This window comes from Ruegeria sp. H9 (assembly GCF_056532915.1).
In genome coordinates, this window is sequence record NZ_JBQFNX010000001.1 from 953,960 (window position 1) to 980,509 (window position 26,550).

Genomic DNA, 26,550 nt, shown 5'->3' on the forward strand with positions numbered 1-26,550 from the left:
ACATAAAACCGCTTCAGCGATGTTCGCGGTTTGCCATGGCGCTGCAATTCGAGAGATGGTTGCAGAAAATCGGTCAAACTGGGAACTCTGCTGGTTTCAGCGCCAAGCTTTGCCGCAACTAACGTCATTGACTCGCCTGGCGCTCTTTTTCTGGCCAGAATTCATCCACCACGACATATGCGATGATTACAAAAAAAGCGGCGCTGGCGACTTGCAATACTCGAGTGATGCTCTTGACGTCAGCCTCGTCTGAAAACGGCGCAACCGAACCGCCATATACAATCAGAGCTGTTGTAATCGCGGAACCGGCGGCGGCGGCGAGCGGGACTTTTGACTTTCCAAGTGCTCCGAGTGTTAGGCAAAAGAAAAAACACAGCAGAATGGGGGTTAGAATAACCGGAGCTATTACGTTTATTTCATAGCATATGATGGAGACTGCCGCCCCAAGTAGATTTGCCGTCAGCATTGCTTTTGCAACTGCTTTGCCTGCAGCAGGCATTGCTGCAAGTTGCTGGCTCAGCAGGGCGACAAAAAACAGGACTAACAAAGCAGAAGCGCCGGAAATAAAGAACGCCATAGCAAAGGGCACTGTGACAAGAGACATCCTGACTATTCGGCGATGTGAGTCGAAGTCCGGCGATGCTGCAGCTTTCTTTTGAGGTGCCGTTTGAGGTGCAGCGGGTATCAACACGAACATCAGCGTCGATACGAAGCCAGCAAACAGCAGGTTCAACGGGATCCAATACACAAGCACCAAAGCCAGATCCTGTGATTGCAGCACCAAATTCGGAATCATCAACGCCCCCATGAGAGCGATGACACCCGGCAATACTCCGGCACCGGAAACTGACCAAATGAAAGACAGGATTATTCCAATGGCCACCAGAATGAGAAACACAAGTGGATAAGGTGAGAAGATTGACGACAAAAGGAACGAAATGAACATCAATCCAATCGAGAAGACAAACAGCTTACCAAATGCTGCCAAAGGTAGTGCCGCAGGTGCTTGAAGGAAAAGGGCAGTGAACACCGCCCCAACAACGGCAAGGGGCCACCCAAGAAATAGGCCCAATGCAAAGACACCGGTAACACCCAGCGCAAGCCGGGTGACAGAGCTTTGATCCTCAGTACGCATAGGAGAAGATTGAAACCACGCGGATGTAGGCGCGGCCTACGAGGTTCAGCAACGAGTTGTCGCTTAGATACATGATCACATCGGCCTGCCCGTTCAGTTGAAAGCGAAGATCGTCTTCGGCACTTCCAGCTTCATAGCCGGGTAAAACAATCCTGACCGGAAACCTTTCAGGCTCCCGCAAAAATCCCTTGGTGCTTGGCGGGCTCGCCAATTGCCCCGGCTCATCACCGCCACTCAAAGAAACAGCAGCACTAAAGCTCTCAATGACGCCCGGAACAATCTTACCTGGATGCATATCCAACACCACATCAACCGGAGACCCTATTGAAGCTCTTCCCAGATTGTTCTCGGTAAAATACGCCTCGATCCAGACGTCGGTTGCATCCAGAAACGTCAAAAGATCCTGACCGGATCGCGCATACGTTCCGGGGGCAATCAGCAGATTAGAAATGACACCTGTCGCCGGAGCACGCAGTTCGGTCCATTCAAGGTTCAGTTCCGCATCCGCCAAGGCCGCCAGTGCGCGCTGGATTTTCGGGTTTTCAATCCCATCGTCACCAAGCCTTTGCTTCGCTTTTTCCAGATCAGCTTTTGCGTTCTCAAAGTTTGCCTCAGATTCTGCCAGTTGTCCTCGTGCATCATCGGCCTTTGAGACGGCAATCAACCCTTTCTTTTCAAGCGCAAATACACGTTCCGTCTGAATGCGCATCGTATCCAGATCGCTCTGCGCCCTTGCGAGTTTGGCTTGTGCCGCACTTACCTCTGCCGAAGACGCACCCACCTCTTGGGTCGCCGCTTCAAGATCAGCCTCCGCCTTTGAACGCTCGATTTCGTAGGGTCTGGAATCTATTCGAACCAGAACATCACCTGCCGAAACGACTTGGCCGTTTTCTACCAAAACTTCCGTTACCGTTCCGGTCACCTGAGGCACGATTTGGGTGGCCACAGCTTTTACTCTGGCGTTCCCTGTAAATGGCGTTTTCCGATCAGCGACCAAGTACCAAACAAGAAAAAACAGAATGACAGCGAGGGTTGTCCATATTGTCTTTCTCATTTCACCGCACCTTCAGCAGCGTCATCGGCTTCGGGCGAGGTATCAATCCAAACCTTGAACAGCTCATAGAAGACAGCAAAGAGTACCGGCCCCATAAAAACGCCGATCAAACCGTACGCCATCATACCTCCGAGAACACCGATGAGGATGACCAACATGGGAGTCTCAAGGCCTTTTGAGATGAACACGGGTCTTAGGAAACTGTCCATTATCATGACTGGAACGGCCAGTATGGTGAAGATCAAAGCAGTTCCGCCAGACATGGAGCTCCATGCGTAGATAATTACCGGTATAAGAACCAATCCGGGCCCGATTTGGATAATTGAGAGTATGAGGCAGACAAATGCCAGTGTGGCGGCCGAAGAAATCCCGAACAAAGCCAGCAGTATCCAAACGAAAACAGCCTGAATGGCTGCTACGCCAATCACGCCTTTTGTAACGTTCCGGATCGTTGCGCCTGCCAGTGTCACGAATTCACCGCCGCGTGGTGCAAAGACACGGTTGGCAAAGCGCTGAAGACCCTGGACCAAATTTGGCCCCGGGCTGAACAATGCCCCCATAATCAATACGGACAGAGCTAAGCCAAGAAGCCCGATACCAATGCCCAACACCTTTCCGAAGAGCGATTTGGTGATCTCAAGGATTTGCGCGCCGTATTTTGCAAGCGCGCCGTCAAGATTGCGCTCAAACATTCCCCAGACATCGGAGATTTTATTTCCAACCAACGGCAATTCCTTGAGGCCCTCGGGCGCAGGGGGGATTTTCAATTCACCCTTGTCTGCTTGTTCCGCGAATTCAGACCCTAGTTCTGCAGCACCAGACACCGCAGTTGCGACTGGCCCCAGGGTCAGAACAAGGCCCAACAGAACGATAATTGTTGTGGCAAGCTTCTTACGTCCTCCCAGCTTGGATTGCAGCCAATCAAATGCCGGGTAGAGCGCGACGCAGAGTATCGTTGCCCAGATAACCACACTTGCAAGCGGAGCCACCATGACCAGGGCGCTGTAGAGGAATAATCCGAGAAAGAGCAATCGTATCGCGAGGTCGACAATCTTCGCGTCCTGGGTCTTTTCCATTCCATCCCTCCACTATCTGTTTTCCAAACAATACACTCAAAAAACGTAATATGTATATTTTTTGAGTTTTCGGCGATCATCTATCAGTTTGAAGGTACGAGTGAATCCGAGGCACGGCTTCAGATGCGCGGTCGCACTGATACCTGCGCATGAACTCAAATTGCCTTAATTTGGGATAATCTATTTGTCCGTTTTTTCGTCGTCTTGGGACAAGATTGTATCTGCCACTGTGGTCGCCGCAGTCACGAAAACACCCAAGCCTACAATGATATACACCATTGTGAAGATTTTCCCCGCCGCAGTTTCAGGTGAGAAGTCACCGAACCCTACGGTCGAAATTGTCACTACGGAAAAGTAGATCGAGTCTAGCCAACTCCAACCTTCGACAAAGTGGTAGAAGACCGAGGCCCATAAAATCATTCCGACTGTGAAGGCAAGAAGGCCTTTCACTCTACCGTCCTTGAAAGCGACGCCTATCCCACGTGTTATTCTAGTTAGCGAATTCATTGTGTCCCCGTCGTTTGAAGAATTCACATATAACAGTAATTAGATGGATGTGGGAAATTGAAGCATTTTAACCGCGTCTAGTTTAATTGGGGCGTCCAGGCGCAGTCGTCAAAGCTAATGCAATGTGCTCGTTTATGAAACGTTAAACGCGTTTCAAGCCAGCTATTTTGAAACTGGATCAGCAGCACATCCTAAATTTAGTCCTTTAACCGTTTCTTGGCCGCCCGACCAATTCCGCAAGAGAAGTCGGCTAAATGGTCAAGGTCATTTAGGGTTCAGCAAAATAAGAAGCCACATATTCCATTAACATGATGCTTTAATGGTCTAGTCTGCCCAAGAAAGGAATCAGAACCTTAGGAGAAAAGCGTGCGGTTCATCACAAGAGGTGTAATGGTTTGTTGCGCTGTCGCGTTCGTCGCGGTTGTTGTGGCATGGCTTTTCCTGTCCTCTGCGTTGTTTTCTTCTGTCAGAACCACTTTTGTTGAAAACCTGATCTCGAAGAAACTTGGTCAGGACGTGTTAATAGAAGATGAAGTGCGTCTAGGCCTTGGTCGGCAACTGCAGGTATCCGCAGCGGGATTGGTACTACCCGGCGCGATCAAGACCAAAGCGAATCTGGCGGCAATCGACAAACTTGAGTTCAATATTTCTGCCCGCGACCTTTGGAACAGCAAATTGTCGCTGAGTGAGCTTTCTATCTCGGGTGTTCACCTCAACTTGATCACGGACAAAGACGGTGTCGGAAACTGGCAGTCCGCTTCCCAAACGGGCGCTAAAGCCGGGGATCCGGCCAAACCTGCAAACCTGTCTATGGCTGGAATTCTAACGGACCAAAAAATTGACCTGACCGATGTTGCCGTTCTTTACCAGAACGATCTAAACGGGCTTGTGCTGGATCTGCAGCTTCCTGAGCTGTTTTTAAAGCGTGATACGGAAACCGACGTTGCGACCGCGGTTGGGGCTGGTTCACTAAATGGAGAGAAGTTTGATCTGAACGCGAGCATTCCCGCGGACGACCCGTTTCAGGTCGCAGTGAACTTCGAACAGATTGCGATTGCCGCCGAAGAAGTCCCTGAAGAGAACGGGCTACAAGTGAATACGACCATAGAGGTTGCCGAACTTGGTCAGCTTCTTGATATCCTGAAACTCAATCGCGTTCTGGAGGGTTCAGGAAGCATTGGTGCAACATTCAAATCAGTCGACGGCGTAGCCCGGATTGATGACCTGGCTGTATTGACTGAATTGGATGGTGGGCAAAGCCTTTCGCTGACGGGACAAATCGGAGAGTTGGGAAACCCAGAAGACGTATCCCTGACAACCCGCATTCGGTTGTACCCTGAAGATGCTGAACCCGCCCCAGCCGCGTCGCGGTATGATCTAAAACTAATAGCAGTTGACATGGTTATCGATAGCGTACCCGGGCAGGTCCCGCAGCGGCAAATGGTCATTGAAACCAACGGGTTCACATTGGATACCTCTGGTGAAGGGCCGCCCCCGATTAAGTTTTCCGAGCTTTCCAGAACACCCGAAGGCGCCTTGAGTGTTGGAAACATCAATTTGAGAATTGGGAACCCTGCTGATCCATTTATCATTTTGGACGGTTCGGTCGAAGACGCGTTGCAATTACAAGGCATATCGGCCGACGGGTTAATGGATATACCCGCAAGCAGCTTGATCTCATCAGAGCTTCTGGGACCGGATGATCAACTTGGTCGATTTTCTGGTAACTTTCATTTGAACGGCGACATCAATCAGCTTTCGCTGACAAATTTGGATGGCCAGACAAGCGAAACGGAACTTTGGAACCTTGAGGTGCATGGCTCTGTCAAAAATGTGCTCAAATTCGAGAACCTGGACTTGGCAATTCAAGTAGAAGTCCCCTCCGGAGCGGACCTGTTAGAAGCCCTATCGCTTGAACGGGTGGAAACTGGACAGGCTATCTTTGAAATTGGCCTTGCCAGCGAAGGAACCGATTGGGATGCGAATGCCAAAGTCAAGGTTGCCGACTCTGTCCTGCAAATTATGGCCGATCTTGATGATGCAACGAGTGATCCTGTACTGCAGGGTTCCATAGAGAGTGACTTGATAAAGATAGATCAGATCCGAACCATCGTTCAGGCCGCTGCACAATTGAGGAAAATTGGCGGTCCAGAGCCCGACGAGGAAGACGTCATTGAGGAATCCGGCGACACTAGTCCTCTAAGAGACGTAACACTTAAACCTATTGGGCGTTCAATTCTCTTGTCCGGTATGGATATGGATGTCGACGTTGATCTTCGGCACATAGAGGGCGCCAAAGGCATCAGCAGTTTGCAGAGTGAACTGACGCTCAACGAAAATGAACTCAAGGCCGGACCTTTGAATTTTGAATACGGAGGTGCTCATTTCGATGTCAGCGGACAAATGGATCTATCGAACGACGCGCATCTGCTCACGCTGACCGGCACAGCAGGCGGCTGGCAGCTGGATGAAATTCTTCACAACCTGAACTTCAAAAAGGGCGCTAGCGGTACCATCTATGCAGATTTTTCGGTGACCGGCGGAACCGATTCACCTAAGCATTTTGCCAACAGCATGAACGGCAATGCCACGGTCTCAATGCGTGACGGCTCGATCGAGACCCAGCTTTTGGATCTGGCAGGGCTAGGGATACTACCTTGGGTGTTTACCAAAGAGAAACAAAAGGTTGCTCCGATCATATGTTTGCGTGCACCGATTAGTATTTCGAATGGAAATATTTCGACGAAACAAACCACATTGGAGACAGATCATGTCCAAGTCGTCGTCTTTGGCGGTGTTAATGTAGCGGGCAAGGTTTTGGACCTAAACCTGCAGCCCCGCAAGATTGGCGAACCGCTTTCGAAGAGTCCCTGGCCCGTGACCTTGAAGGGCCCACTAGCAAAGCCGAAGATCAAGGTAAAAGACGGTCCCAAGCGACTGAAACGATCGGATGGTGCGGACAAAATGCCGGCAAAAAGAAAACTTTGCGTTCCGGATATTTTACAACTGCAGTAGTGGCGAAGGCAGTCGACAAAAGAACACAAATAAAGTTCAAAAGCTTAGTTAAGCGTGACCGACACATAGTTCTGTCACCAGTGACAAAACTTTGCCATTTTCGCCTCACTTCTTTCATCTGGTATCCAATTCAACTTCATCTTTTGGGATTACTTCCGGCGGAATGCGGAAATTCGCAGCAGGTGAGAGGGATATCCGGCGAACTTAAGTAGCAAGCATTCAGGCTTAGGTGACTGTGCAGGCTGTACTCTGACGAGCCGACCACTCAACCAGAGAACGCCTCACATAACTCCCACAGGACGCTCGTGTTTCGACGTTTTTAGTAAACAACCAATGGTTTTGTATCCCGCCAATGAAGGCTTCTTTTAGCGATGATGTCGTTTTTCCCAAGCCTTGTAGCCAAGCGTTCCTTTCGACCTATCTGATCATGGAAGATAGATTACTGGAGCTTAAAATGAATCGGCACCGGTAGACTGAGGGTTACGACGAAGCGATTAAAACACAATGCGCGCTTCGCCGTACACTGTAGTTACTTCAGATAAGTGTTGAGCCAATCAATGGTGCGGTACCAGGCTAGGTTTGCCATTTCCTCGTCATAACGAGGCGTGCTGTCGTTATGAAAACCATGGTTGGCATTATCGTAGATGTAGGCTTGGTAAACCTTTTCGTTGGATTGCAGGGCGGCTTCAAAATCCGGCCAACCTGCGTTGCTGCGCTCATCAAGCTCTCCCATCTGAATCAGCAACGGCGCCTGAATTTTGGCCACATCCTCAACTGCTGGCTGGCGACCATAGAATGGCACGCCCGCCGCCAATTTTGGGTAGGTCACGGCAATTGCGTTGACCACACCACTGCCATAGAAGAAACCCACAACTCTTCCCGCCCTGGCTCTGAAGCTTCACTAAGCCTTTGATAAAAATTGACACTTTGATCACTGGCGTAGATGCGGGCTGTCGCAGAAAGTTGATCCGCATCCAACTCAAGTTGGTCATTCAACTAGACAAAATAGTCTAGTTTCTCCGTATCATTCAGGGTGTGGCAGCGCCATAGGATCGTAGACGCGAGCATGAAGCCTGAAACTTCACCTTCGGCAGACAATAGCGCTTCGCATAGTTCGGCAATGGACCGTTTGTCATCTTGGCCACGCCTATTTCAGTACGCTCCAGAAATTGGTTCAATAGATCACCCAGAAACCAATTCCGCTGCATTTCAGGGCTCCATCTGACTACTCAGGTATTCGCCTGTTCGACGATAGTGATCAACCAGGTGCCGAGTTGCGCTGTCCGCGTCGTGGTTCAGTGCGGCGTCCAAGATTTGCTGGTGCTCAGCGGCAATGTCCCGCTTCTTGTAGCTCGAACCGCCAGCCGCCAGATAGCGATAGCGAATGTTCAGGTCGTAAAGCTGCGAGCAATACCGCATCAGCAACGGCAGATTCGAATTGTCCAACAAGGCCATATGAAACTCCTTGTGAGCGTCTTCAAAGTCACGCGCGCCGTTCTGGCCGGCCTTTTTCATATGATGGTGACGCAAAACAAGCCGATCTTCCCAGGCCTCATCCGCGTTGGTGATAGAGGCGCGCAACGCGGTTTCCTCAAGGTTGCAGCGCAACAGAAGTATTTCTTCGAAGTTACACTTGCTGACTGGTGCTGCCCGAAATCCGCGCTGATCAATCCGCTCGACCAACATGTCCGAAGTCAAAAGGCTAAGCGCTTCGCGAACCGGACTAGCGCCGGTGTCCAAAAGCCCCCGAAGCTGCTCGATCTTGAGTTTTTGTCCCGGAGGTAATTCTCCGGTCAAGATCATGTCGCGGAGCCTTCGATACGCGCCATGCGTGGCTGATGTCTCTTTACCCTCAGTATCAAGCATGGCGTCCATATCCGACCGTTCCTTTGTTTGCGGCAAAACTCTTGATTGCTCTTAACTGAGGGCACTCGTTCCAGTCGATAGGCCAACTGAAAGGCTCAGCGAGCCTTCGTTGATCATCCAGCGCCGAAGTTCAAATTCGCGCGCACCGCTTTGGTGCATCGGATCGTCCTCGGCCAGTTTTCGGGCAGCCTCAAGACTGTCAGCACGATAGATAATCAGGCCCATTCCTTGCATGTGCTCACCAGTCTCATCCGACATTGGCCCTGCAAAAGCCAGCTGTCCCGCGCGTTCAAGCTGTGTCTGATAGGCCAGGTGGTCAGGTAGCGACGCCTTTACATCTTCGGGTTTTTTGGCAGGCGTGCTGAGTACTACGTAGAGTTCCAAAGCAAGTGCACCACGGCTTTTTGCTTCTGATTTGTAGTTCGCCCAGGCAACCATTTGCGTCCTCCAAAAATATCGATATTATTTGACATATTGCAAAATAGTAGGCAAAAATCAAGTGAACTGACATGGATGGTGAAAATGAAATACCTGGTGGGAGAGACTTTGGATGGCACAGCGGTTTTTGCTGTAAATGGTGAAAACGCAGTGAATCTAACGGCTTTGAACCCTGTCGTCGGTTCGGATTTGATGGGTTTGATAGCCAAGCCTGAACTGGCCGACTCACTTGCCCCCAAAATTGACGCGGCAGACAGTGTGCCCGTGTCTTCCATCACTCCGGCATTGCCCGTTGCCGCTCCCGGAACGATCATTTGCATGGGGTTGAACTACACGGACCACATCAAGGAAGGCGGGTATGATATCCCGGAGTATCCGACGCTGTTTATGCGTGGGAAGAATTCGATCATGGCGGCAGGGCAACCTATGGTGCGGCCTACCTGTTCCGAGAAACTCGACTACGAAGCCGAGCTTATGCTGATCGTTGGAAAACGCGGCCGTCATATCTCGGAAGAGGACGCATTGGATTATGTCTTCGGCTACACCGTGTTTAACGACGGGTCGCTGCGGGATTATCAGCGTAAAACCGTTCAATGGACGCCCGGCAAAAACTTCGATGACACAGGCGCGATCGGCCCTTTCACTGTAACGCCGGAAGACTTGCCGGAGGGAGCATCCGGCCTGAAAATCGAAAGCCGAGTGGGGGACGAAATCCTGCAAAGCTCGAACACCGCCAACATGATCTGGGGGGTCCCTCAGGTCATCGCCACGATCTCGGAATATACCACTCTCGAACCCGGTGATCTGATTGCGTTGGGTACGCCGCCGGGTGTTGGTCACGCCAAAAAGCCCAATCCACGTTGGTTGAAGCCGGGTGAAACCGTCGAGGTCGAGATTGAGGGCATCGGCATATGCGCCAGCCCCGTCATCGACGAAAAGGACGCCGAGACTAAGGTGGCCGCAGCATGAGCGCACCAACCGGGGCAGAGCTGGAGGCACTTCGCGCTAAGGCGCAGCAAGATCATCGCGATCTGCGCGAGCGCATTCCACGTCTTTCAGACGACGCAATTGCTCTGATCCTCCGCGAATCCAGATCTCATTACGCCTGGACCGACAAGGCTGTTTCTAACGAATTGCTTGAAGAGATCTATGAAATCACGATCAACGGCGCGACCAGCATGAACACGCTGCCCGCCCGCTTCGTTTTCGTTAAAAGTGCGGAAGGAAAAGAGCGCCTAGCTAAGTCGTTAAAGCCGAAGAACGTGCCAAAGATGATGGATGCGCCGGTCACTGCGATCATTGCTTATGACATGGACTTCTGGAAGGAATTACCTTTTCTTTTCCCGCACGAAGATCGACGGTCACTTTTCGAAAATAATCCCGAATATGTAGCCGATACAGCGTTTCGCAATGGAACGCTTCAGGGCGCTTACTTCATGATCGCCGCGCGTGCGGTTGGGTTGGACGTCGGCGCCATGTCTGGCTTTTCAAACAAGATCGTCGACGAGGAATTCTTCGCGGGTACGACGCTCAAGTCGAACTTTCTTTGCAATCTGGGCTACGCAGACGAAACAGGATTGTTTCACAAGCTGCCTCGCTTCTCATTCGAAAAGGTTTGCTCTTATGCATGAGGAGGTGATCCTGTGGCGATGAAAGTGAAACCTGTCGTAACCTACCGTACGACAGCTCAATGCCCGACACACGCGCGGACTGAGATACCAATTCGCGATCTGGACGTGATTATCGACGAGCCCGTGGAACGAGGCGGAACAAATCTTGGCCCGTCTCCGACCGAAACCGCAATGGCTGCTTTGATCGCCTGTACGAATGTCATCGGGCACAAGAATGCGCACCGTTTGGGAATTGATCTTGGCACCGTGAAAATCGACGCGAAATGCAGGCTGGATCGGCGCGGTGTCCTGATGGAAGAGGAGATCGATGTTCCGTTTCCCGAAATCGAACTCACTGTGAAGTGCGATACGCCTGCCAGTCAGGAGGAGCTGACACGCGTGGGCGAGGAGACAGCCAAATATTGCGCCATCGCAAAACTGTTTGAAGCGGCAGGCACGGACCTGACCGTCAACTGGGTCAAAACCAACCAATAAAAATCGACAGGACCCGACTTTCTGGGAGGAGAGAAATGAAAAACTGGACTAAACGCAGCCTAATGGGATTTGCTCTGGCAGGCACCATGGCGTTGCCTCTTGCAGCAGAAGAGACCATTTCCGCCGTCGTGATTGATGGCTATCCCGATCGGGCCTTGTGGGTGAAAGAATTCACCAACTTCTTCATTCCAGAAGTGGACAAGCGGCTGGCCGACTCCGGCAACTACAAGATGAACTGGCAAGAGAACTATGGCGGTTCGATCGTAAAGCCGAAGGGTGTGCTGGAAGGGATCCAGCTTGGCCTTGGCGACATCGGCATTGTCACAACTATCTTCCATTCGTCCAAGTTGCCCAGTCAGGGGATATCGGGGTCGACCCCCTTCGTGTCATCGGACTCTCGCGCGGTAGCCAAAGCCGTGGATGAGATCGCGCGCGAATACCCAGCGATGCAAAATGAGTTCGCTGCGCAGAACCAAGTCTATCTGGCGACCGGTGTAGTGCTCGATACTTATCAGGTTTTTTGTACAGAGCCGGTCTCGGCTGTTTCTGATCTGGAAGGCCGAAAAGTGGCAGGGGCGGGACTGAACCTCCGATATCTCGAAGGTATCAAAGATGCTGCGGGGGTTCGTGGTGGCCTGACCGATTTCTACAATATGCTGCAAACCGGCCTTGTTGATTGTGCGATGCTGTGGCCTGAAGCCGCCAAGACCTTCAAGATCGCCGAAGTAGCTCCTTACATGCTCAAAGCTGACTTGGGTGCCGTGAACTCCAAGACGATCACAGTGAATTCTGACTATTGGGCAAAGTTGCCGGATGAAGTCAAAGGCGTTCTGCAGGCCGTCGCAATTGACTACCGTGATCATGTGGCCGGCATTGCTATGGACCGGGCTGCGGCCTCAAGGGACGCATACACCGAAGCCGGCGGGACGATTGTCGAAGTTTCGGACGAAGACCGAGCGGCCTGGGCCAACGCAATGCCAAATGTAGCACAGGAATGGGCAGCCACACTGAATGAGAACGGTGAACAAGGCGACGCGATACTGGCCGCTTATCTCGGCAAGCTGCAGGACGCCGGTTTTACCGGAGTGCGTGACTGGACGGCCGAGTAACAGTCTGGCGATCCACGAAAGGGGCCTTTCATGCTGAAGACCGCAGTTGCTGGCTTGTCGCGGGTCGCCAATTCGCTTGCTATCGCCGCCAACGCATTGGGTACGCTTGTCGTCCTTGCGTTGGTGGTCATTCTGAATGTCGACGTCATTGCGCGCGGTCTGTTTTCGGCACCTCTGCGTGGCACCTATGAAATGGTGCAGTTTTCGGTCGTGATGATCGTTTTTTTGCAGCTGGCCGACGTAGTCAGAGTGGATCGGCTGACGCGCTCGGACGGGTTTCTGAACCTGCTACACCACCGCCGTCCTGGGCTAACGGCCAACCTGAGGCGCATTATCAATGCCATCTCCGCAATCTTCATGGGTCTGATTGCTTATGTAACCTTTCCCGAGTTCCTGCATATGTGGGAGACACAGGACTACTTCGGAGTTCCGGGTCTTTTTACTCTGCCATGGTGGCCGGTCAAACTGGTCATCGCGTGCGGTACTGCGCTTGCCTGCGTGATCTTCCTGCTCAAGGTTGTCACGGCGCAGGACCGCCCGCATCTAATTCGCGCACCTGAACATGACGAGGCCGCAGAATGACGCCGATTGAGATTGGCCTGATCTCGGTCATAGCCATCGTCTTTCTGATTTACGCAGGCGTTTACATTCCCATCGCATTGGGCGTGGTCTCGCTCGTGTCGATCTGGCTGATGCGGGACAATTTCACGCTTGCGCTCAACCTGCTGAAAGTGGCGGTCGGCGACAGCGCGATGGAATACAGCTTCGCAACCATCCCGTTGTTTACTTTCATGGGGCTCATTGTCTCAAAAGCCGGGTTGGGCAGGGACATCTACGAGGTCATGACCATGCGATTTCGCAAGGTCAAAGGCGGTATCGGTATGGCAACCGTTGGAGCCAACGCCGTCTTTGCCGCAGTGACTGGGTCGTCAATAGCCTCCGCATCCGTGTTCACCAAGGTCTCGGTCCCGCAGATGATGGCGCAGGCTTATAACCCACGCTTTGCTGTTGGCGTGGTCGCCGGGTCTTCGGTTTTGGGGATGATCATCCCGCCCTCGGCGATGCTGATCATCTATTCCTTTGTCGCCGAGCAATCTGTAGGGGACATGTTCCTTGCGGGGGTTATTCCGGGGATCATGCTGGCGATCGCTTATGTAGGCGCGATTTGGGTTATGGGTCGTTTCACCCCTGCATTCGTCGGTGGCCGCGTTGTCGAAGACACCGAGTGGATGTCAGGGCGCGAGATAGCTTCCAAAACACTGCCGACACTGTTCATCATTACCATCGTCCTTGGTGGTATCTACACAGGTTGGTTGACTGCCGTAGAAGCAGGGGCCGCCGGAGCTCTCGTTGCGCTAATCATCGCGGTTGCCCGCAAGTCGATGTCTCCACGCGCATTCTGGGACGCGTTGCTGGAAACCGGTCACATCACAGCGGCGATCCTGTTCCTGATCACGGCCGCTTCAATCTACAGCCGCATGCTGGGACTGGCCGGGCTGCCCAATCAACTGCAGGATCTGCTTGCGGGGAATTCCGCATCTTTCTGGTCGATCATGCTGCTCTATGTTCTGTTGATGCTATTTCTGGGAACATTGCTCGACACCGCGTCGATCATTCTGATTGTAGTACCGCTGTTCTTACCCATGGCCGAAGCGCTTGATATGTCGCTGATCTGGTTTGGCATTATCACCGTGGTTGGGGCTGAAATCGGTCTTTTGACACCACCTTTGGGTATATCCTGCTTCGTTATCAAATCCACGATTAACGATGACCGCATATCACTTAAGGACGTGTTCATGGGCGCACTTCCCTTTGCGTTCGTAATGCTGATCGTTCTGTTCATTCTGATCGAGTTCCCGATCCTCAGCCTTGCCCTGATTTAAGGAGGACAAGATGCGCTCTGTCACCAAAGACAATATCACCGACGTCTTCATGGGGTACCTGTCCAAAGATACTGATCCACGGATGCGTGAAATCATGGGCTCCCTGGTCAAACACCTCCACGACTTTGCGCGGGAAACCAACCTGACGCATGACGAGTGGCGGGCCGGGATTGCGTTTCTGGAAGGCTGCGCTGCGGTGGAAACCGAGGATAGGCATGAATTCGTGCTAGCCTCGGACGTGTTGGGCCTGTCGTCATTGGTTGATATGCTGCATTCCAGTGCCGATGCGACCAGTTCGTCCGTTTTAGGTCCATTTCACGTCTCGGGCGCCCCCCCGCTGCCAATCGGTGGCGATATGAAGCGTCACTACGGCGGGCCGGTTCTACTTGCAGAGGGCGTGATCCGCGATACCGAAGGTAACCCTATCGCCGGGGCAGAACTGGATATCTGGCAAACGGCACCCAACGGCCTCTACGCCAGTCAGGATGAAGAACAGGACACCTATTCTTTCCACGGGCTGATGTCAGTTGGCGATGATGGCAGATATGCGTTCACCACAGTTAAACCAGTTGAATACACCGTGCCGTCTGACGGGCCAGTCGGTGATATTCTGCGCGCTTGTGGTCGCCATCCATGGAGGCCCTCACACTTGCACTTTATCGTCAAAGCCCCCGGGTATCGCTCACTCGTGACGGAGATTTTTCCGGACAATGATCCCTATTTAGATCAGGATACTGTCTTTGGCGTTCGGGACGATCTGGTAATGACATATGTTGAACGACCTGCATCAGAATTTCCCGATGGCATGGAGCTTTCTGGTAAGATCGCCGAACCTTTCTTGCACGTGAATTTCGACGTGACGCTTGCCAGGGTCTGAATGATATTGAGGAGGCTTGAGGTGCTGAAACATATCTCCATTTTAAGTGCAGCGTTATTTTGCAGTACCGCCGTCGCAGAACAGCGACCGATCTTTGACGCACATATTCACTACAGCCACGATGCCGTCAAACTGGTTCCACCTGAACAGGTGGTCGAAATCCTTCGAGATGCAGGCGTGCGTAAAGCGCTGATTTCCAGCTCGGATGACAATGGCACTCAGCTATTGTTGGCCGTGGCACCGGACATCGTTGTTCCGGCGCTTCGCCCTTATCGTCGTCGCGGTGAGATCAACACCTGGATGCACGATGAAACTGTAATCGAGTATCTGGAAACAAACCTGGCAAAAAACAACTACGAGGCCATCGGCGAGTTTCACGCTTACGGTGATGACATCAAAACGCCGGTCATCCAACGTATGATTGCACTGGCGAAAGAGCGGAACCTAATCCTGCACCACCATGGTGATCGCGAGGCCGTTGATTTGATCTTCGAAACATGGCCGGAAGCTCGGGTATTGTGGGCCCATTCTGGGTTTGACGATCCAGCCAGTGTGGTCGATGCGCTAGACATCTATCCCGGGCTATGGGCCGATCTGGCATTTCGTTCGGACATGGTTTCGCGGGGCCGTGTCGACCCGGATTGGAGGGCTGCGTTCCAAGCCCATCCCGATAGGTTCATGGTCGGTACGGATACGTTCGCACCTGAACGTTGGTACTACGTAGGCCCTCATGCCGATTTTTCGCGTGAATGGTTGGATTTGCTGCCGGACCAGATCGCAGACAACATTGCCTATGCTAACGCAGAACGTTTGCTGGCATCAGAATGACCCACTGCGCTGCTTGGTTTCTTATATGGTCCAGCGCGGCGGTTGCTTGTGAAGCGACGGGGCAACGCATGAATTCGGAAGTTCAAAACGCACCCAAGGTTTATCTGACGGTCGACGAAATTCCGTTGGCCCAACCGTTTTCGGTGTTGGTTTCAGTTTGTAGTGAAACTGCTGTGGGCCAAATGCGTGTGGATGCAATCATGCCCGCTCATCAACATGGTATGAACTATACTCCCAAGGTTACCGCATTGGACGGCGGAGTGTTCCGAATTGATGATATGTTGTTTCACATGCCGGGTTTGTGGGAGCTGCAAATCGATGTCGACGTCAGTGGCCAATCGGTTTTCTACACGTCAGAAATTGCGCTGAAATGAAGCTGTGGATGACAGCTGCGCTAATTTTTCTGACCGGGGCAGTACGTGCAGATGTCTTGTTGACCGAAGACGAAATTGAACAGACGTTGTCCTTTGGGCCGTGGCCACCATCCTTCCAGTCGGATCCAAGCAATAGGTTTTCCAAAGACGCCACGGCAATCAAGCTCGGACAGGCTTTATTCAACGATCCGGTGTTATCAGTCGATGGTGCATTTTCCTGTGCAAGTTGTCATGATCCTGATCAGGCATTTACGACGCCGGAGGCGCGGGCACTCGGTCGTGATTTGTTAAATCGAAACACACCATCACTGCGAAACCTTGCCGGGCTGCGCTGGTATGGTTGGGGCGGCAAAAGCGATAATCTTTGGGCAGCCAGCCTGCATCCGATCATCGAAGAACAAGAGATGGCGCATAGTGCCGAAAGCCTAAAGATAGCTATCTCTGAAAGTACCTACATTGATGATTTTGAAGCCATATTTGGTCACCTCCAGGATCAAAGCCCGGAACTTTTTCTGGTAAATACTGCAAAAGCTCTTTCTGCTTACTTGGAGACCTTAGCCACCGACCGGACGATATTTGACGATTTTCGCGATGCTTTGGAGCGCCGAGATATTGCAGCGGCTAAGGAATACCCCGAAGCAGCTCAGCGAGGTCTTCAGCTCTTTTTAGGGCGCGGAAAATGCGTATTTTGCCACAACGGTCCGAGGTTTTCCAACAACGAGTTCCATGACGCTGGTGTGCCATATTTTCTGAATGAAACCGAGGTTGACCAAGGTCGGTTCGGAGGATTGAACAATTTACTCTCAAGCCCCTACACACTGGACAGCGACTGGAACGACGATCCGGAAAAGAAAGGTGCCTGGGCCGTGCGAAATGTACGCAGGAGCCATTCTGATTTTGGAACCTTTCGGACGCCCAGCCTGCGGGGAGTGGCTGAAACCGCTCCTTACATGCATAACGGCAGCTTAGATGATCTGAAATCTGTGATACGGCATTACAGCAAAATTGATACTGAAAGGCTGCACGCCGACGGTGAAGCCATTCTTTCGGAATTGAATTTATCTGAGCAGGAGATTGCAGACTTAGTTGCGTTTTTGGTCACGCTCTCCAAGGATTCTTAATAAAGCACTGGTGTAAAGGGCTTGGGAATGGGCTAATTGGCGAGCTATCTTAGCCTCTTCGTCTCTGGGACTAATTCGCTTCCGAAATTCTTAAACCTCCGCCTTTCACAAGCAGATCCACAATTGCGTCGACCCCGCTTCTGTGACGAAGTGACGAAAACAAGAATGGCCTTCCTTTACGCATCATTTTCGCATCACGTTCCATAACCTGCAGCGAAGCGCCAACATGCGGTGCAAGGTCGGTCTTGTTGATTACGAGGATGTCTGATTTCGTAATCGCCGGCCCGCCTTTCCTGGGTATTTCTTCGCCTGCAGCGACATCTATCACGTAGATGGTCAGATCCGCCAGTTCCGGGCTGAATGTGGCTGATAGATTGTCGCCTCCGCTTTCAATCAAAACAATATCGAGATCCGGATGACGTGTCTGCATCTCGGCGACGGCGGCCAAATTGATCGAGGCGTCTTCGCGAATTGCTGTATGCGGGCAACCGCCAGTTTCGACGCCGATGATCCTGTCCCGCGGCAGGACCTGCATGCGCATCAGCGCTTCGGCATCTTCCTGAGTATATATGTCGTTGGTAATAACACCCACCGAACAGACATCGCGCAGCGCTTCAGACAAGGCGGCGGTTAACGTGGTTTTTCCGGCTCCTACCGGGCCTCCAATACCTACGCGAAGCGGGCCGTTCATACTGGTCATGTGCGGAAAATCCTCGAATATTGTGTTTCGTGTTTCATGGCCGCAATGTCCCCCAAGAACGCAGTAGAGCTTAACTCGTCCAGACTCGCCCTGTTTGCGCTTTCAGCAATCTGGGCACACAGCGGCGTCAGCTGGCGGATCAACCGCTGAGCATCGGTCTGCCCCAGTGGCACAAGGCGCGTCGCACAGGCGACAAGGTTGCTTGCGAATGCTTGCAGAAACATCTTGGTCGTCAGCAGCAAAGGAAGGTTTTGTAGTCTTGCAGCCCGTCCAATCGAGACGGGGTAGGTGAACTGCCCAAGGTCCAATTCCCAAACACCTTTGGTGACATTTCCGAAGGCCTGTCCCAGCAACTCGGTTTCCATGAGCCTTTCGGATGTCGCGCAAAAGGCGCGCGCCGCGATATCGACGTTGATCAGTTCTTCTTTGTCATGCGCGTTGAAGGCCGCCACAACGAACACAGCATCATTCCACCCAGAGCCATGTTCAAGCACATCTGAAATCCAGGCTTCAGTATCCCGAGAATTCGCGACAGTTCCCCCGTCAATCGCAGCTTCAAGCCCGTGAGAGTAGGCAAACCCTCCAACAGGATAGGCAGGGGACAACCATTGTGTCAGCGTCAGGATGTCGGCGTCAGTGGGTGTGGCCATGGGTCCTGCCGTGGCCATAGGCCCCGCCTTCGGGGTTGAATGGTTCATTCACCTCTCGCACCTTTGCTCCGATTTTAAGAAGCATATCACGGATGACGTGATCGACTTGGATCAACAGGCGGGTCTTTTCGATCTGACAAGGCGTGTGCCGATTGCCGATATGCCAGGCGATACGTGTCAGGTCCGGTGCTTTTACCTCCAGCAACACTTCCGGTGCTGCCTGTATTTCCACTTCGCGACCGTCGTCCAAAACCAACGCGCCACCGTGGTTCAGTGAGGTCGTTTGCGCGAGATCGATGAGAATCTGTTCGCCGCTTTCGCAGGTAAGAACCTTACGCCGCAAAAAACGGTCGTCGTAGGTCAACGAGAGACAGTCTGCCGGATCGCCATGCGTGTGATCCGAATATTGGCGCGCAGTGCAGAGCAGGGCGGTCATACCATCACCTCCTCTGCAGCGGGAATAGTCAGAGCCAGATTGAGTCCGAGAACACTCGGTGCACGATCCGTTCGCGCGTCAGACCGCGGTTTTTCAGCTCTTCGTCGCTGAGCGATTGCAGGAATTCGACTTGCCGGACGCGAGATTGAGCTTCGGCTACGCTGATCAGGGCCGAGTAAATTGACGACCCGATGGATACGATTAAACCGGCCAGCGAAAAGCGCGTGTTTGTATGTGTTGCTGAGTGTGCCATTTGGACCTTCGTAAACGTTGGTCCTCCCATGGGTTTTTATATCTGTCATATTGGCCTCACTTAGAAGTGCGTATTTGGTCATTGCTGCCTTGCACGCGCCGCAACGCAGCACATTTTTTGATCAGAATAAAAAATATCGTTGCGCCATCGGCAGCGTTTCGGCGGGTTGGCAAGTCAGCAATTCGCCATCCGCACGCACCTCGTAGGTTTCCGGGTCGACCTCGACATGCGGTGTCGCGTTGTTCAGCAGAAGATCCTGCTTGCCAATTTCTCGTGTGTTTTGGACGGCGACGGTTTGCTTTGCCAATCCCAGTGTATCACCGATCCCATCCGCATGGGCCGCCTGCGAGACAAATGTGATCGCCGAGTTTTCCACCGACCGTCCGTAAGCGCCAAACATCGGCCGACTATAAACCGGCTGCGGTGTAGGGATCGATGCGTTGGGATCGCCCATTTGCGCGCAGGCTATGGTGCCGCCCAGCAGAACCATCTCGGGCTTCACGCCGAAAAAGGCCGGGTTCCACAGGACGAGGTCGGCGCGTTTGCCTTCCTCGATGCTCCCGATCTCGTGGCTGAGCCCATGGGCAATAGCAGGGTTGATCGTGTATTTGGCGATATAGCGGCGGACGCGAAAGTTGTCGTTCTCACCGGTTTCTTCGGGCAGGCGCCCGCGCTGTTTCTTCATCTTGTCAGCGGTTTGCCACGTGCGGATCAAAACCTCTCCGACCCGACCCATGGCCTGACTGTCAGACGCAATGATGCTGAATGCGCCCATGTCGTGCAGTATATCCTCGGCTGCGATTGTCTCACGCCGGATGCGGCTTTCGGCAAAGGCCACGTCCTCCGGGATGGATTTGTCGAGGTGGTGACAGACCATCAGCATATCCAAATGTTCCTCAACCGTGTTCACGGTGAAGGGCCGCGTGGGATTGGTCGAGGACGGCAGAACGTGGTTCTCGCCGCAGATCTTGATGATATCCGGAGCATGGCCTCCGCCAGCGCCTTCGGTGTGGAAAGCGTGAATAGTGCGACCCTTCATGGCCGCCACGGTATTTTCAACAAAGCCTGATTCATTGAGCGTGTCGGTGTGAATCATCACCTGCACGTCCATCGCATCGGCCACCGACAGGCAGCAATCAATGGCGGCCGGGGTGGTTCCCCAGTCCTCGTGCAGTTTCAGGGCACAGGCTCCGGCTTTGACCTGTTCTTCGAGCGCGGCAGGCAGCGAAGCGTTGCCCTTACCCGCAAAGGCTAGATTCATCGAGAAAGCATCCGCCGCCTGCAACATCCGCCCGATATGCCATGGACCGGGGGTGCAAGTGGTGGCCAATGTCCCATGCGCAGGACCTGTGCCCCCGCCCAGCATGGTTGTCAGGCCGGAATGCAGCGCGTCTTCGATCTGTTGCGGGCAGATGAAGTGGATATGACTGTCGAACCCACCTGCCGTCAGGATACGACCCTCGCCAGCAATGGCCTCGGTTCCGGGCCCTATGATGATGTCGACACCAGTTTGTGTATCGGGGTTTCCCGCCTTGCCGATCTTGGCGATCCGCCCGTCTTTCAGGCCAACGTCGGCCTTGTAGATGCCCGAGTGATCAACGATCAGAGCATTGGTGATGACCGTATCCACAGCGCCTTCGGCGCGCGTGGTCTGAGATTGCCCCATCCCGTCGCGGATTACCTTTCCGCCACCAAACTTGACCTCTTCGCCATAGCTGGTCAGATCACGTTCGACCTCGATCACAAGATCGGTGTCGGCCAACCGCAGCTTGTCCCCTGCGGTCGGGCCGAACATCGCGGCGTAGTCTGAGCGCTTGATCTTTGCTGGCATCAGAGTGCCCCCATGACCTTTTGATTGAAGCCGTAGACCCTGCGCGCACCACTGATCGGGATCAGCGAAACTTCGCGGGCCTGCCCCGGTTCGAACCGCACAGCGGTGCCTGGCGCAATGTCCAGGCGCAGGCCACGCGCGGCAGTTCGGTCAAAGTCGAGCGCCGGGTTGGTTTCGGCGAAATGGTAGTGTGAGCCGATCTGAACCGGGCGGTCGCCGGCATTGGCGACCATCAAAGTGATCGCATCAGTGTCGGGGTTCAGGGTAATTTCACCATCAGCCGGGAACAGCTCCCCGGGGATCATTTGTTCAGCTTTGTGATCAGCGCGACAGCAGCCAGCGCAACAACCGCCAGCCCAACGCCCATCGCCGCATAATCGGTGCCGTGCGCGTGGATATGCGTTCCGTTATGGGCGGCTGCCGGGCCAGCGAAGATCAGGGCGGGGAAAAGCATGCGTGTCATATTGGTTTCCTTTTTCAGCGAATGGGGTTGTGGACGGTCACCAGCTTGGTGCCATCTGGAAAGGTGGCTTCGACCTGAACTTCGTGGATCATTTCGGGCACACCTTCCATGCATTGCTCTCGAGTGATCACCTCGGCCCCGGCTTGCATCATGTCAGCAACTGAACGCCCATCGCGTGCACCTTCGACCACGGCATCGGTGATCAGGGCGATCGCCTCGGGGTGGTTCAGTTTGACGCCGCGGTCCAGGCGTTTGCGGGCGACTTCGGCGGCCATGGCGACTAACAGTTTGTCTTTTTCGCGAGGGGTCAGGTTCATGTCAAAGCATCCAGCATCGAGGCAGCGTGTCTTTGTTCAACCGTCGCAAGATCGGCATCAATGTGCGACGGAGGGCAAAGCTGTTTTCGGCAAGAACACGAGCAACCAACAGGTCATTGCGGATCATAGTTGCACCTGCGGTGTCGGGCAGCATCTGACGAATGGCATTCAGATGACCTTCGGCTGACTCCGATACAAAGACGATCAACGCCATCGCACCCGCGCCGTTTGCAATATGCGGTTTGGACAGATGTTTGTGCCAATCACCCGAGAACTGGATCGCGTCAAGGAACACCTTTTTTCCTTGGTACCGTATCTCGATCCGATCGTTTAGACGGATATCGGTCAGCGTCTCGCCCATCGCAATACGGCCGAAGACCAGCGGCTCTACCATCAGCATCTCGGCATCTGGCGCCATCTCGATTTTCAGGCGTCGCTCCAGAGCGCTGCCATTGAACAGAATAGTCTCTTGCGGCAACCAGTTCAGCCGGGCTTCAGTCTCAACAGTCAGATGACTGGTAATCTGGCCACGTTCTTGCGGCTTGGCCTTGTAGGCGCGCTCGCAGGCTTGTGTTGTCAAAGTCAGCGCCGTTCCTTTTGCTGCCTTACCGGAAAGTCGAAATGAGTCGCCTCCGGTTACGCCGCCTGCCGTGTTAAGAAGAACCGCGTCAAGATCAGGTGTGTTGGTTCTGGGGAACAGACATTTATAAGACCCGGACTGGCGAAACTTGTTCAGCACCGTCCTGTCACCCAATTGCTTGGTACTCAAACTGACGGCGCCTGCAGCGCGCGGTGGAATAGCACTGTGCATAGGCAATATGGCTGCAACGTGGGTAATAGGGCACCTTTGGAGCTTTGATTGGTGCCACTTGTTTCTCTGTTGAAGGGGCGGAACACTAATCTACAGTGTCGAAATCTGCTTAATTCGACATCGCGCGTCTAAATTTTAGACAGCGACCCCGGTCTTGGATGAAAAATTAGGCGCATCGCGCCGATTTTCCGAATTGGGTTAAAGGTAAGTTGCCAAGCTTGCTGCGATGCAGAAACCGTATGGGTGCCACCGCGGAAACGACCCGGGGGTGTGTGACGGCTGCGCGAATTGGACCTCGAACACAACCGCCACACGGAACGCAACAACAGTTGCGGGGATCAGGTAGAAGAAGAGTGTGCCTTTGTGCAAGCCCTCTCTCCCGGCCCCGCCAGGAGGATCACATGAAATCGCTCAAATCCACACTCGCCGGATCGGCAGTATTTGCTGTCATGGCCACCGCCGCCTTGTCGACCGAAGACACGATCAAGGTTGGAGTGCTGCATTCGCTTTCCGGTACGATGGCGATCTCGGAAACGACGTTGAAAGACACCATGCTGATGCTGATTGACCAGCAAAACGCCAAGGGCGGTCTGCTGGGTAAACAGCTTGAAGCTGTCGTGGTCGACCCGGCCTCTGACTGGCCTCTGTTTGCCGAAAAAGCGCGTGAGCTGCTAACCGTCCACGAGGTGGATGTAATCTTTGGCAATTGGACTTCGGTGAGCCGCAAGTCGGTTCTGCCAGTGATCGAGGAGCTAAACGGTCTTCTGTTCTATCCGGTCCAGTATGAGGGCGAAGAAAGCTCTAAAAACGTCTTTTATACCGGTGCTGCTCCGAACCAACAGGCCATCCCCGCCACGGACTATTTCCTGGAGGAACTGGGGGTCGAGAAATTCGCTCTGCTCGGCACAGACTATGTCTACCCCAGGACCACCAACAATATCTTGGAAAGCTATCTGAAGCAAAAAGGTATCGCGGAAGCAGATATCTTCGTTAATTACACGCCTTTCGGCCATTCCGACTGGTCCAAGATCGTGGCGGACGTGGTCGCGCTGGGCGCGGATGGTAAAAAAGTCGGTGTGATCTCGACCATCAATGGTGACGCCAATATTGGTTTTTACAAGGAATTGGCAGCGGCTGGTGTTTCGGCAGATGACATTCCGGTCGTGGCCTTCTCGGTCGGTGAGGAAGAACTGTCCGGTTTGGACACCACCAACCTCGTCGGTCACCTTGCCGCTTGGAACTACTTCCAGTCGGCGGATACTGAGGCCAACGCGGAATTTGTGGACACCTGGAAAGCCACCATGGGTGATGAACGTGTGACCAATGACCCGATGGAGGCGCATTACATCGGCTTCAACATGTGGGTAAACGCCGCGACCGAGGCCGGTTCGACCGAGGTCGATGCCGTGCGCGCCGCGATGTATGGGCAGGAATTCCCGAACCTGACCGGAGGCACCGCTGTGATGCTGCCGAACCATCACCTCGCGAAACCGGTTCTGATCGGTGAAATTCAAGAAGACGGTCAGTTCGATATCATCAGCGAAACCGACGTCGTGCCGGGTGACGCCTGGACCGACTTCCTGCCGGAGTCGGCTGTGCTCGTCTCGGATTGGAAAGAGCTGGGTTGCGGTATGTACAACACCGAGACCAAGACCTGCGTTCAGACCCTGTCGAACTACTAACCGACACGCAAGGCGGGTTTGTTTGCCCGCCTTGCTAAAATAAAGACATTCGGGTTTCACCACATGGTACGACTTTTCCTTGCGGGCCTCGCAATCCTGTGCGCCTGCCTGACTGCCAACGCACAAGAGGTCGGTCTGCAACCGATCCTGCAAGAGCATCAGGAGATCATCGCCAAAAGCTCGCGCAAGACGATCAAACCGGCGATTGATGCGATTGCGTCAAGCGGCTTGCCTCAGGCGCAAGTGATGCTTGAGACATGGGCAGCCAAGAACATGTGGATGCGCAAGTCGGACGGTCTGTTCTTTTCTGGCCAGAAAGGAGAGGGGCGGTCGTATGAATTGACCGACTTCGATACCGGAGAAGTCGTCGGTACGTTTGAGAAATCCGAGCTTAGGCAGCTGAAGCCCAACAGCGGTATCCGCGCGATGATCGGGACCGCTCTGGTCCGGTTCCAACTGACCGATCCGGATCGCGCAAAACGTCTGGCCGCATTGCAATCCATCCAACGTGATCCCGAAAGTGCACTCTTGGAGCCACTTCGCGCTTCGATAGGGGATGAACCCGAAGCAGAGTTGAAGGCGCAAAAGCAGCGGCTGGAACGGTTGCTGACGATTGGTTTTGACGAAGATACCGCAGCCCGCGTGGCGGCGATCAAAGAAATGTCCGGCGATCTGGGCGTAGACGTTCGTGCGGCTCTGAACCCGTTGCTCGTCACTGCCCGCCAAGCCGCTACCGAATTGCCCCAGGACCTGAACGTCGCCGTTATTCTTGAAGCGGGCTCAGACGCCTTAACGTCTGACGAAGCATATGACTTGCTCGTTGCAGGTAACCTTGCCGCACCGCGTGTTTCGGCGGAAGATATCAGATCGGCACTGGCGGCCAATATAGAAGGTGGTCGTGTAGGTGGTACTCCCGTCGCACAGTTGAATTCAGATACAATGCGCGCGCGTGCGTATACCTCTCTGGCAGAGGCGGGGACTGTGCCAGCCTTGGTCACGAAGACGGATGTCAACGCTGCAGTTAACACGCATGTATTCTTCGAAACCTACAGTGAGCCATCTGCCGAGGTCACTGAAGCAGCAGAGAAAGCCCTGCAACAGATCGAACTGAAGGTCGGCCTGAACCAAACACTCGACCTGACGCTGGACGCGATCTCACTGGCGTCGATCTATTTCCTCGCCGCCATCGGTCTGGCCATCACCTTCGGCGTGATGGGCGTGATCAACATGGCCCATGGCGAGTTCATCATGATGGGTGCTTATACCGGCTACGTGGTGCAGCAGATTATCCCTGATCATACGCTTTCGATCATGGTTGCTATTCCAATTGCTTTTGCTGTCACCTTCGCGATGGGCGTCGCTATGGAGCGGTTGGTGATCCGCTGGCTTTACGCTCGCCCATTGGAGACGTTGCTGGCAACGTTCGGCATCTCAATTGCCCTACAGCAGCTGGCCAAGAATATCTTTGGCACGCAGGCGCGCCCGCTGACTGCTCCCGATTGGTTGGATGGTTCGTGGATGCTGAATGACGTGGTTTCAATCAGCTACATCCGCATTGCGATCTTCGTTCTGGCGCTTATTTTTCTGGGACTTTTCCTCTACATCATCAAACGGACGAGGCTAGGGCTTGAGATGCGTGCAGTAACGCAGAACTCGCGCATGGCGGCGTCAATGGGGATTAATCCCGGGCGAGTGAATATGCTGACCTTTGGGCTTGGCTCCGGCATTGCCGGCATCGCCGGGGTCGCGATTGGCCTATTCGCCAAGGTCACGTCCGATCTGGGCAGCGACTATATCGTGCAAAGTTTCATGACAGTGGTTGTGGGCGGGGTTGGTAACATCTGGGGGGCGCTTGCAGGTGCGGGTATGATCGGCTTCCTGCAGAAGGGGATCGAGTGGATGAACCCGTCGAACACCCTCGCGGCCCAAACCTACATGATCATCTTCATCATCATTTTCATCCAGTTTCGGCCGCGGGGCATTATCGCCCTCAAGGGTCGCGCGGCGGGGGATTGAGCC

General features: G+C 53.5%; 30 protein-coding genes. 13 read left to right on the top strand and 17 right to left on the bottom strand.

Translation table 11 applies throughout. From position 1 onward, the window contains the following. Window positions 1-124: 124 nt before the first annotated feature. The 4 genes from ACR0CZ_RS04440 to ACR0CZ_RS04455 all read right to left on the bottom strand — a co-directional run bounded on the left by ACR0CZ_RS04440 (window position 125) and on the right by ACR0CZ_RS04455 (window position 3,715). On the bottom strand, window positions 125-1,135 hold the full coding sequence (locus tag ACR0CZ_RS04440; protein ID WP_170392808.1) for a DUF2955 domain-containing protein: 1,011 nt from the start codon (window positions 1,133-1,135) through the stop codon (window positions 125-127). Further along, window positions 1,125-2,081 (bottom strand): HlyD family secretion protein, encoded by a 957-nt coding sequence (locus ACR0CZ_RS04445; protein ID WP_170392807.1) that lies wholly within the window; start codon window positions 2,079-2,081, stop codon window positions 1,125-1,127. The genes ACR0CZ_RS04440 and ACR0CZ_RS04445 overlap by 11 nt, the downstream gene beginning before the upstream one ends. Window positions 2,082-2,185: 104 nt before the next feature. Then, a complete protein-coding gene (locus ACR0CZ_RS04450) occupies window positions 2,186-3,265 on the bottom strand; it encodes an AI-2E family transporter (protein ID WP_170465183.1) in 1,080 nt (359 codons plus the stop codon). Between the two features lie 180 nt (window positions 3,266-3,445). Beyond that, window positions 3,446-3,715, bottom strand: coding sequence for a potassium channel family protein (locus ACR0CZ_RS04455; protein ID WP_480439390.1), 270 nt, complete (start codon window positions 3,713-3,715; stop codon window positions 3,446-3,448). 423 nt (window positions 3,716-4,138) lie between these two features. On the opposite strand from ACR0CZ_RS04455, the gene ACR0CZ_RS04460 reads away from it, so the two are divergent. After that, entirely contained in the window at window positions 4,139-6,787 is a 2,649-nt protein-coding gene (locus ACR0CZ_RS04460; protein ID WP_480537056.1) for an AsmA family protein, read from the top strand. Window positions 6,788-7,316: 529 nt separating this feature from the next. Here ACR0CZ_RS04460 and ACR0CZ_RS04465 read toward each other — a convergent pair. The 4 genes from ACR0CZ_RS04465 to ACR0CZ_RS04480 all read right to left on the bottom strand — a co-directional run bounded on the left by ACR0CZ_RS04465 (window position 7,317) and on the right by ACR0CZ_RS04480 (window position 9,091). Then, window positions 7,317-7,658, bottom strand: coding sequence for a dienelactone hydrolase family protein (locus tag ACR0CZ_RS04465; RefSeq protein WP_480503684.1), 342 nt, complete (start codon window positions 7,656-7,658; stop codon window positions 7,317-7,319). A gap of 157 nt (window positions 7,659-7,815) precedes the next feature. Further along, window positions 7,816-7,995, bottom strand: a complete 180-nt coding sequence (locus ACR0CZ_RS04470) for a hypothetical protein (protein ID WP_480503682.1) — start codon at window positions 7,993-7,995, stop codon at window positions 7,816-7,818. Between the two features lies 1 nt (window position 7,996). Then, window positions 7,997-8,653 carry a GntR family transcriptional regulator gene (locus tag ACR0CZ_RS04475; RefSeq protein WP_255611858.1) on the bottom strand — a complete coding sequence of 219 codons (657 nt, stop codon included), beginning with the start codon at window positions 8,651-8,653 and terminating at the stop codon, window positions 7,997-7,999. A 51-nt stretch (window positions 8,654-8,704) separates the two neighbouring features. Next, on the bottom strand, window positions 8,705-9,091 hold the full coding sequence (locus ACR0CZ_RS04480; RefSeq protein ID WP_170392802.1) for a YciI family protein: 387 nt from the start codon (window positions 9,089-9,091) through the stop codon (window positions 8,705-8,707). Between the two features lie 84 nt (window positions 9,092-9,175). Here ACR0CZ_RS04480 and ACR0CZ_RS04485 point away from each other — a divergent pair, with 84 nt between their 5' ends. The 10 genes from ACR0CZ_RS04485 (at window position 9,176) to ACR0CZ_RS04530 (ending at window position 17,388) form a co-directional block, all read left to right on the top strand. Beyond that, window positions 9,176-10,060: a fumarylacetoacetate hydrolase family protein gene (locus ACR0CZ_RS04485; RefSeq protein ID WP_170392801.1), complete on the top strand. Its 885-nt coding sequence runs from the start codon at window positions 9,176-9,178 to the stop codon at window positions 10,058-10,060. Further along, window positions 10,057-10,722, top strand: a complete 666-nt coding sequence (locus ACR0CZ_RS04490) for a malonic semialdehyde reductase (protein WP_170392800.1) — start codon at window positions 10,057-10,059, stop codon at window positions 10,720-10,722. The genes ACR0CZ_RS04485 and ACR0CZ_RS04490 overlap by 4 nt, the downstream gene beginning before the upstream one ends. Before the next feature lie 18 nt (window positions 10,723-10,740). Then, a complete protein-coding gene (locus ACR0CZ_RS04495; RefSeq protein WP_480537055.1) occupies window positions 10,741-11,196 on the top strand; it encodes an OsmC family protein in 456 nt (151 codons plus the stop codon). A 35-nt stretch (window positions 11,197-11,231) separates the two neighbouring features. Continuing rightward, complete coding sequence (locus ACR0CZ_RS04500) at window positions 11,232-12,305, top strand: C4-dicarboxylate TRAP transporter substrate-binding protein (RefSeq protein WP_170392798.1); 1,074 nt, start codon at window positions 11,232-11,234, stop codon at window positions 12,303-12,305. A gap of 30 nt (window positions 12,306-12,335) precedes the next feature. Then, window positions 12,336-12,887 carry a TRAP transporter small permease subunit gene (locus ACR0CZ_RS04505; protein ID WP_170392797.1) on the top strand — a complete coding sequence of 184 codons (552 nt, stop codon included), beginning with the start codon at window positions 12,336-12,338 and terminating at the stop codon, window positions 12,885-12,887. Beyond that, window positions 12,884-14,188: a TRAP transporter large permease subunit gene (locus tag ACR0CZ_RS04510; RefSeq protein ID WP_170392796.1), complete on the top strand. Its 1,305-nt coding sequence runs from the start codon at window positions 12,884-12,886 to the stop codon at window positions 14,186-14,188. Before ACR0CZ_RS04505 ends, ACR0CZ_RS04510 begins: the two co-directional genes overlap by 4 nt. 10 nt (window positions 14,189-14,198) lie before the next feature. Next, window positions 14,199-15,065 (top strand): dioxygenase family protein, encoded by an 867-nt coding sequence (locus ACR0CZ_RS04515; RefSeq protein ID WP_170392795.1) that lies wholly within the window; start codon window positions 14,199-14,201, stop codon window positions 15,063-15,065. A 21-nt stretch (window positions 15,066-15,086) separates the two neighbouring features. Further along, window positions 15,087-15,893, top strand: coding sequence for an amidohydrolase family protein (locus tag ACR0CZ_RS04520; RefSeq protein ID WP_170392794.1), 807 nt, complete (start codon window positions 15,087-15,089; stop codon window positions 15,891-15,893). Between the two features lie 68 nt (window positions 15,894-15,961). Then, the gene (locus ACR0CZ_RS04525) at window positions 15,962-16,267 is read left to right on the top strand and encodes a hypothetical protein (protein ID WP_170392793.1); all 306 of its coding nucleotides are present in this window, start codon (window positions 15,962-15,964) and stop codon (window positions 16,265-16,267) included. Beyond that, window positions 16,264-17,388, top strand: a complete 1,125-nt coding sequence (locus ACR0CZ_RS04530) for a cytochrome-c peroxidase (protein ID WP_480537054.1) — start codon at window positions 16,264-16,266, stop codon at window positions 17,386-17,388. Before ACR0CZ_RS04525 ends, ACR0CZ_RS04530 begins: the two co-directional genes overlap by 4 nt. Before the next feature lie 70 nt (window positions 17,389-17,458). Here ACR0CZ_RS04530 and ureG read toward each other — a convergent pair whose 3' ends face one another. The 9 genes from ureG to ACR0CZ_RS04575 form a co-directional block, all read right to left on the bottom strand. Next, window positions 17,459-18,088 carry an urease accessory protein UreG gene (ureG, locus tag ACR0CZ_RS04535; protein ID WP_170392791.1) on the bottom strand — a complete coding sequence of 210 codons (630 nt, stop codon included), beginning with the start codon at window positions 18,086-18,088 and terminating at the stop codon, window positions 17,459-17,461. Beyond that, on the bottom strand, window positions 18,085-18,738 hold the full coding sequence (locus tag ACR0CZ_RS04540; protein ID WP_170392790.1) for an urease accessory UreF family protein: 654 nt from the start codon (window positions 18,736-18,738) through the stop codon (window positions 18,085-18,087). The genes ureG and ACR0CZ_RS04540 overlap by 4 nt, the downstream gene beginning before the upstream one ends. After that, the gene (locus tag ACR0CZ_RS04545) at window positions 18,722-19,174 is read right to left on the bottom strand and encodes an urease accessory protein UreE (RefSeq protein WP_170392789.1); all 453 of its coding nucleotides are present in this window, start codon (window positions 19,172-19,174) and stop codon (window positions 18,722-18,724) included. Before ACR0CZ_RS04545 ends, ACR0CZ_RS04540 begins: the two co-directional genes overlap by 17 nt. A gap of 28 nt (window positions 19,175-19,202) precedes the next feature. Beyond that, the gene (locus tag ACR0CZ_RS04550; RefSeq protein ID WP_170392788.1) at window positions 19,203-19,427 is read right to left on the bottom strand and encodes a DUF1127 domain-containing protein; all 225 of its coding nucleotides are present in this window, start codon (window positions 19,425-19,427) and stop codon (window positions 19,203-19,205) included. 121 nt (window positions 19,428-19,548) lie between these two features. After that, a complete protein-coding gene (gene ureC / locus ACR0CZ_RS04555) occupies window positions 19,549-21,258 on the bottom strand; it encodes an urease subunit alpha (protein WP_170465177.1) in 1,710 nt (569 codons plus the stop codon). Continuing rightward, the gene (locus ACR0CZ_RS04560; RefSeq protein ID WP_480537053.1) at window positions 21,258-21,563 is read right to left on the bottom strand and encodes an urease subunit beta; all 306 of its coding nucleotides are present in this window, start codon (window positions 21,561-21,563) and stop codon (window positions 21,258-21,260) included. The genes ureC and ACR0CZ_RS04560 overlap by 1 nt, the downstream gene beginning before the upstream one ends. Continuing rightward, the gene (locus ACR0CZ_RS04565; protein WP_170392785.1) at window positions 21,560-21,721 is read right to left on the bottom strand and encodes a peptidase M23; all 162 of its coding nucleotides are present in this window, start codon (window positions 21,719-21,721) and stop codon (window positions 21,560-21,562) included. Before ACR0CZ_RS04565 ends, ACR0CZ_RS04560 begins: the two co-directional genes overlap by 4 nt. A 14-nt stretch (window positions 21,722-21,735) precedes the next feature. Next, a complete protein-coding gene (locus ACR0CZ_RS04570) occupies window positions 21,736-22,038 on the bottom strand; it encodes an urease subunit gamma (RefSeq protein ID WP_170392784.1) in 303 nt (100 codons plus the stop codon). Window position 22,039: 1 nt separating this feature from the next. Beyond that, window positions 22,040-22,807, bottom strand: a complete 768-nt coding sequence (locus ACR0CZ_RS04575; RefSeq protein ID WP_480503672.1) for an urease accessory protein UreD — start codon at window positions 22,805-22,807, stop codon at window positions 22,040-22,042. 443 nt (window positions 22,808-23,250) lie between these two features. Here ACR0CZ_RS04575 and urtA point away from each other — a divergent pair, with 443 nt between their 5' ends. Together urtA and urtB are read left to right on the top strand one after the other, a co-directional pair. After that, window positions 23,251-24,531, top strand: a complete 1,281-nt coding sequence (gene urtA, locus ACR0CZ_RS04580; protein ID WP_170392782.1) for an urea ABC transporter substrate-binding protein — start codon at window positions 23,251-23,253, stop codon at window positions 24,529-24,531. A gap of 63 nt (window positions 24,532-24,594) precedes the next feature. Then, complete coding sequence (gene urtB / locus ACR0CZ_RS04585) at window positions 24,595-26,547, top strand: urea ABC transporter permease subunit UrtB (RefSeq protein WP_480537052.1); 1,953 nt, start codon at window positions 24,595-24,597, stop codon at window positions 26,545-26,547. Window positions 26,548-26,550: the final 3 nt, after the last annotated feature.

Excerpts from the sequence above, each read along its gene's own strand:
- ACR0CZ_RS04440 (WP_170392808.1), bottom strand. The coding sequence starts at position 1,135 with ATGCGTACTGAGGATCAAAGCTCTGTCACCCGGCTTGCGCTGGGTGTT.
- ACR0CZ_RS04450 (WP_170465183.1), bottom strand. The coding sequence starts at position 3,265 with ATGGAAAAGACCCAGGACGCGAAGATTGTCGACCTCGCGATACGATTG.
- ACR0CZ_RS04470 (WP_480503682.1), bottom strand. The coding sequence starts at position 7,995 with ATGCAGCGGAATTGGTTTCTGGGTGATCTATTGAACCAATTTCTGGAG.
- ACR0CZ_RS04475 (WP_255611858.1), bottom strand. The coding sequence starts at position 8,653 with ATGCTTGATACTGAGGGTAAAGAGACATCAGCCACGCATGGCGCGTAT.
- ACR0CZ_RS04480 (WP_170392802.1), bottom strand. The coding sequence starts at position 9,091 with ATGGTTGCCTGGGCGAACTACAAATCAGAAGCAAAAAGCCGTGGTGCA.
- ACR0CZ_RS04485 (WP_170392801.1), top strand. The coding sequence starts at position 9,176 with ATGAAATACCTGGTGGGAGAGACTTTGGATGGCACAGCGGTTTTTGCT.
- ACR0CZ_RS04490 (WP_170392800.1), top strand. The coding sequence starts at position 10,057 with ATGAGCGCACCAACCGGGGCAGAGCTGGAGGCACTTCGCGCTAAGGCG.
- ACR0CZ_RS04495 (WP_480537055.1), top strand. The coding sequence starts at position 10,741 with ATGAAAGTGAAACCTGTCGTAACCTACCGTACGACAGCTCAATGCCCG.
- ACR0CZ_RS04500 (WP_170392798.1), top strand. The coding sequence starts at position 11,232 with ATGAAAAACTGGACTAAACGCAGCCTAATGGGATTTGCTCTGGCAGGC.
- ACR0CZ_RS04505 (WP_170392797.1), top strand. The coding sequence starts at position 12,336 with ATGCTGAAGACCGCAGTTGCTGGCTTGTCGCGGGTCGCCAATTCGCTT.
- ACR0CZ_RS04510 (WP_170392796.1), top strand. The coding sequence starts at position 12,884 with ATGACGCCGATTGAGATTGGCCTGATCTCGGTCATAGCCATCGTCTTT.
- ACR0CZ_RS04515 (WP_170392795.1), top strand. The coding sequence starts at position 14,199 with ATGCGCTCTGTCACCAAAGACAATATCACCGACGTCTTCATGGGGTAC.
- ACR0CZ_RS04525 (WP_170392793.1), top strand. The coding sequence starts at position 15,962 with ATGAATTCGGAAGTTCAAAACGCACCCAAGGTTTATCTGACGGTCGAC.
- ACR0CZ_RS04530 (WP_480537054.1), top strand. The coding sequence starts at position 16,264 with ATGAAGCTGTGGATGACAGCTGCGCTAATTTTTCTGACCGGGGCAGTA.
- ureG (WP_170392791.1), bottom strand. The coding sequence starts at position 18,088 with ATGACCAGTATGAACGGCCCGCTTCGCGTAGGTATTGGAGGCCCGGTA.
- ACR0CZ_RS04540 (WP_170392790.1), bottom strand. The coding sequence starts at position 18,738 with ATGGCCACACCCACTGACGCCGACATCCTGACGCTGACACAATGGTTG.
- ACR0CZ_RS04545 (WP_170392789.1), bottom strand. The coding sequence starts at position 19,174 with ATGACCGCCCTGCTCTGCACTGCGCGCCAATATTCGGATCACACGCAT.
- ACR0CZ_RS04550 (WP_170392788.1), bottom strand. The coding sequence starts at position 19,427 with ATGGCACACTCAGCAACACATACAAACACGCGCTTTTCGCTGGCCGGT.
- ureC (WP_170465177.1), bottom strand. The coding sequence starts at position 21,258 with ATGCCAGCAAAGATCAAGCGCTCAGACTACGCCGCGATGTTCGGCCCG.
- ACR0CZ_RS04560 (WP_480537053.1), bottom strand. The coding sequence starts at position 21,563 with ATGATCCCCGGGGAGCTGTTCCCGGCTGATGGTGAAATTACCCTGAAC.
- ACR0CZ_RS04565 (WP_170392785.1), bottom strand. The coding sequence starts at position 21,721 with ATGACACGCATGCTTTTCCCCGCCCTGATCTTCGCTGGCCCGGCAGCC.
- ACR0CZ_RS04570 (WP_170392784.1), bottom strand. The coding sequence starts at position 22,038 with ATGAACCTGACCCCTCGCGAAAAAGACAAACTGTTAGTCGCCATGGCC.
- urtA (WP_170392782.1), top strand. The coding sequence starts at position 23,251 with ATGAAATCGCTCAAATCCACACTCGCCGGATCGGCAGTATTTGCTGTC.
- urtB (WP_480537052.1), top strand. The coding sequence starts at position 24,595 with ATGGTACGACTTTTCCTTGCGGGCCTCGCAATCCTGTGCGCCTGCCTG.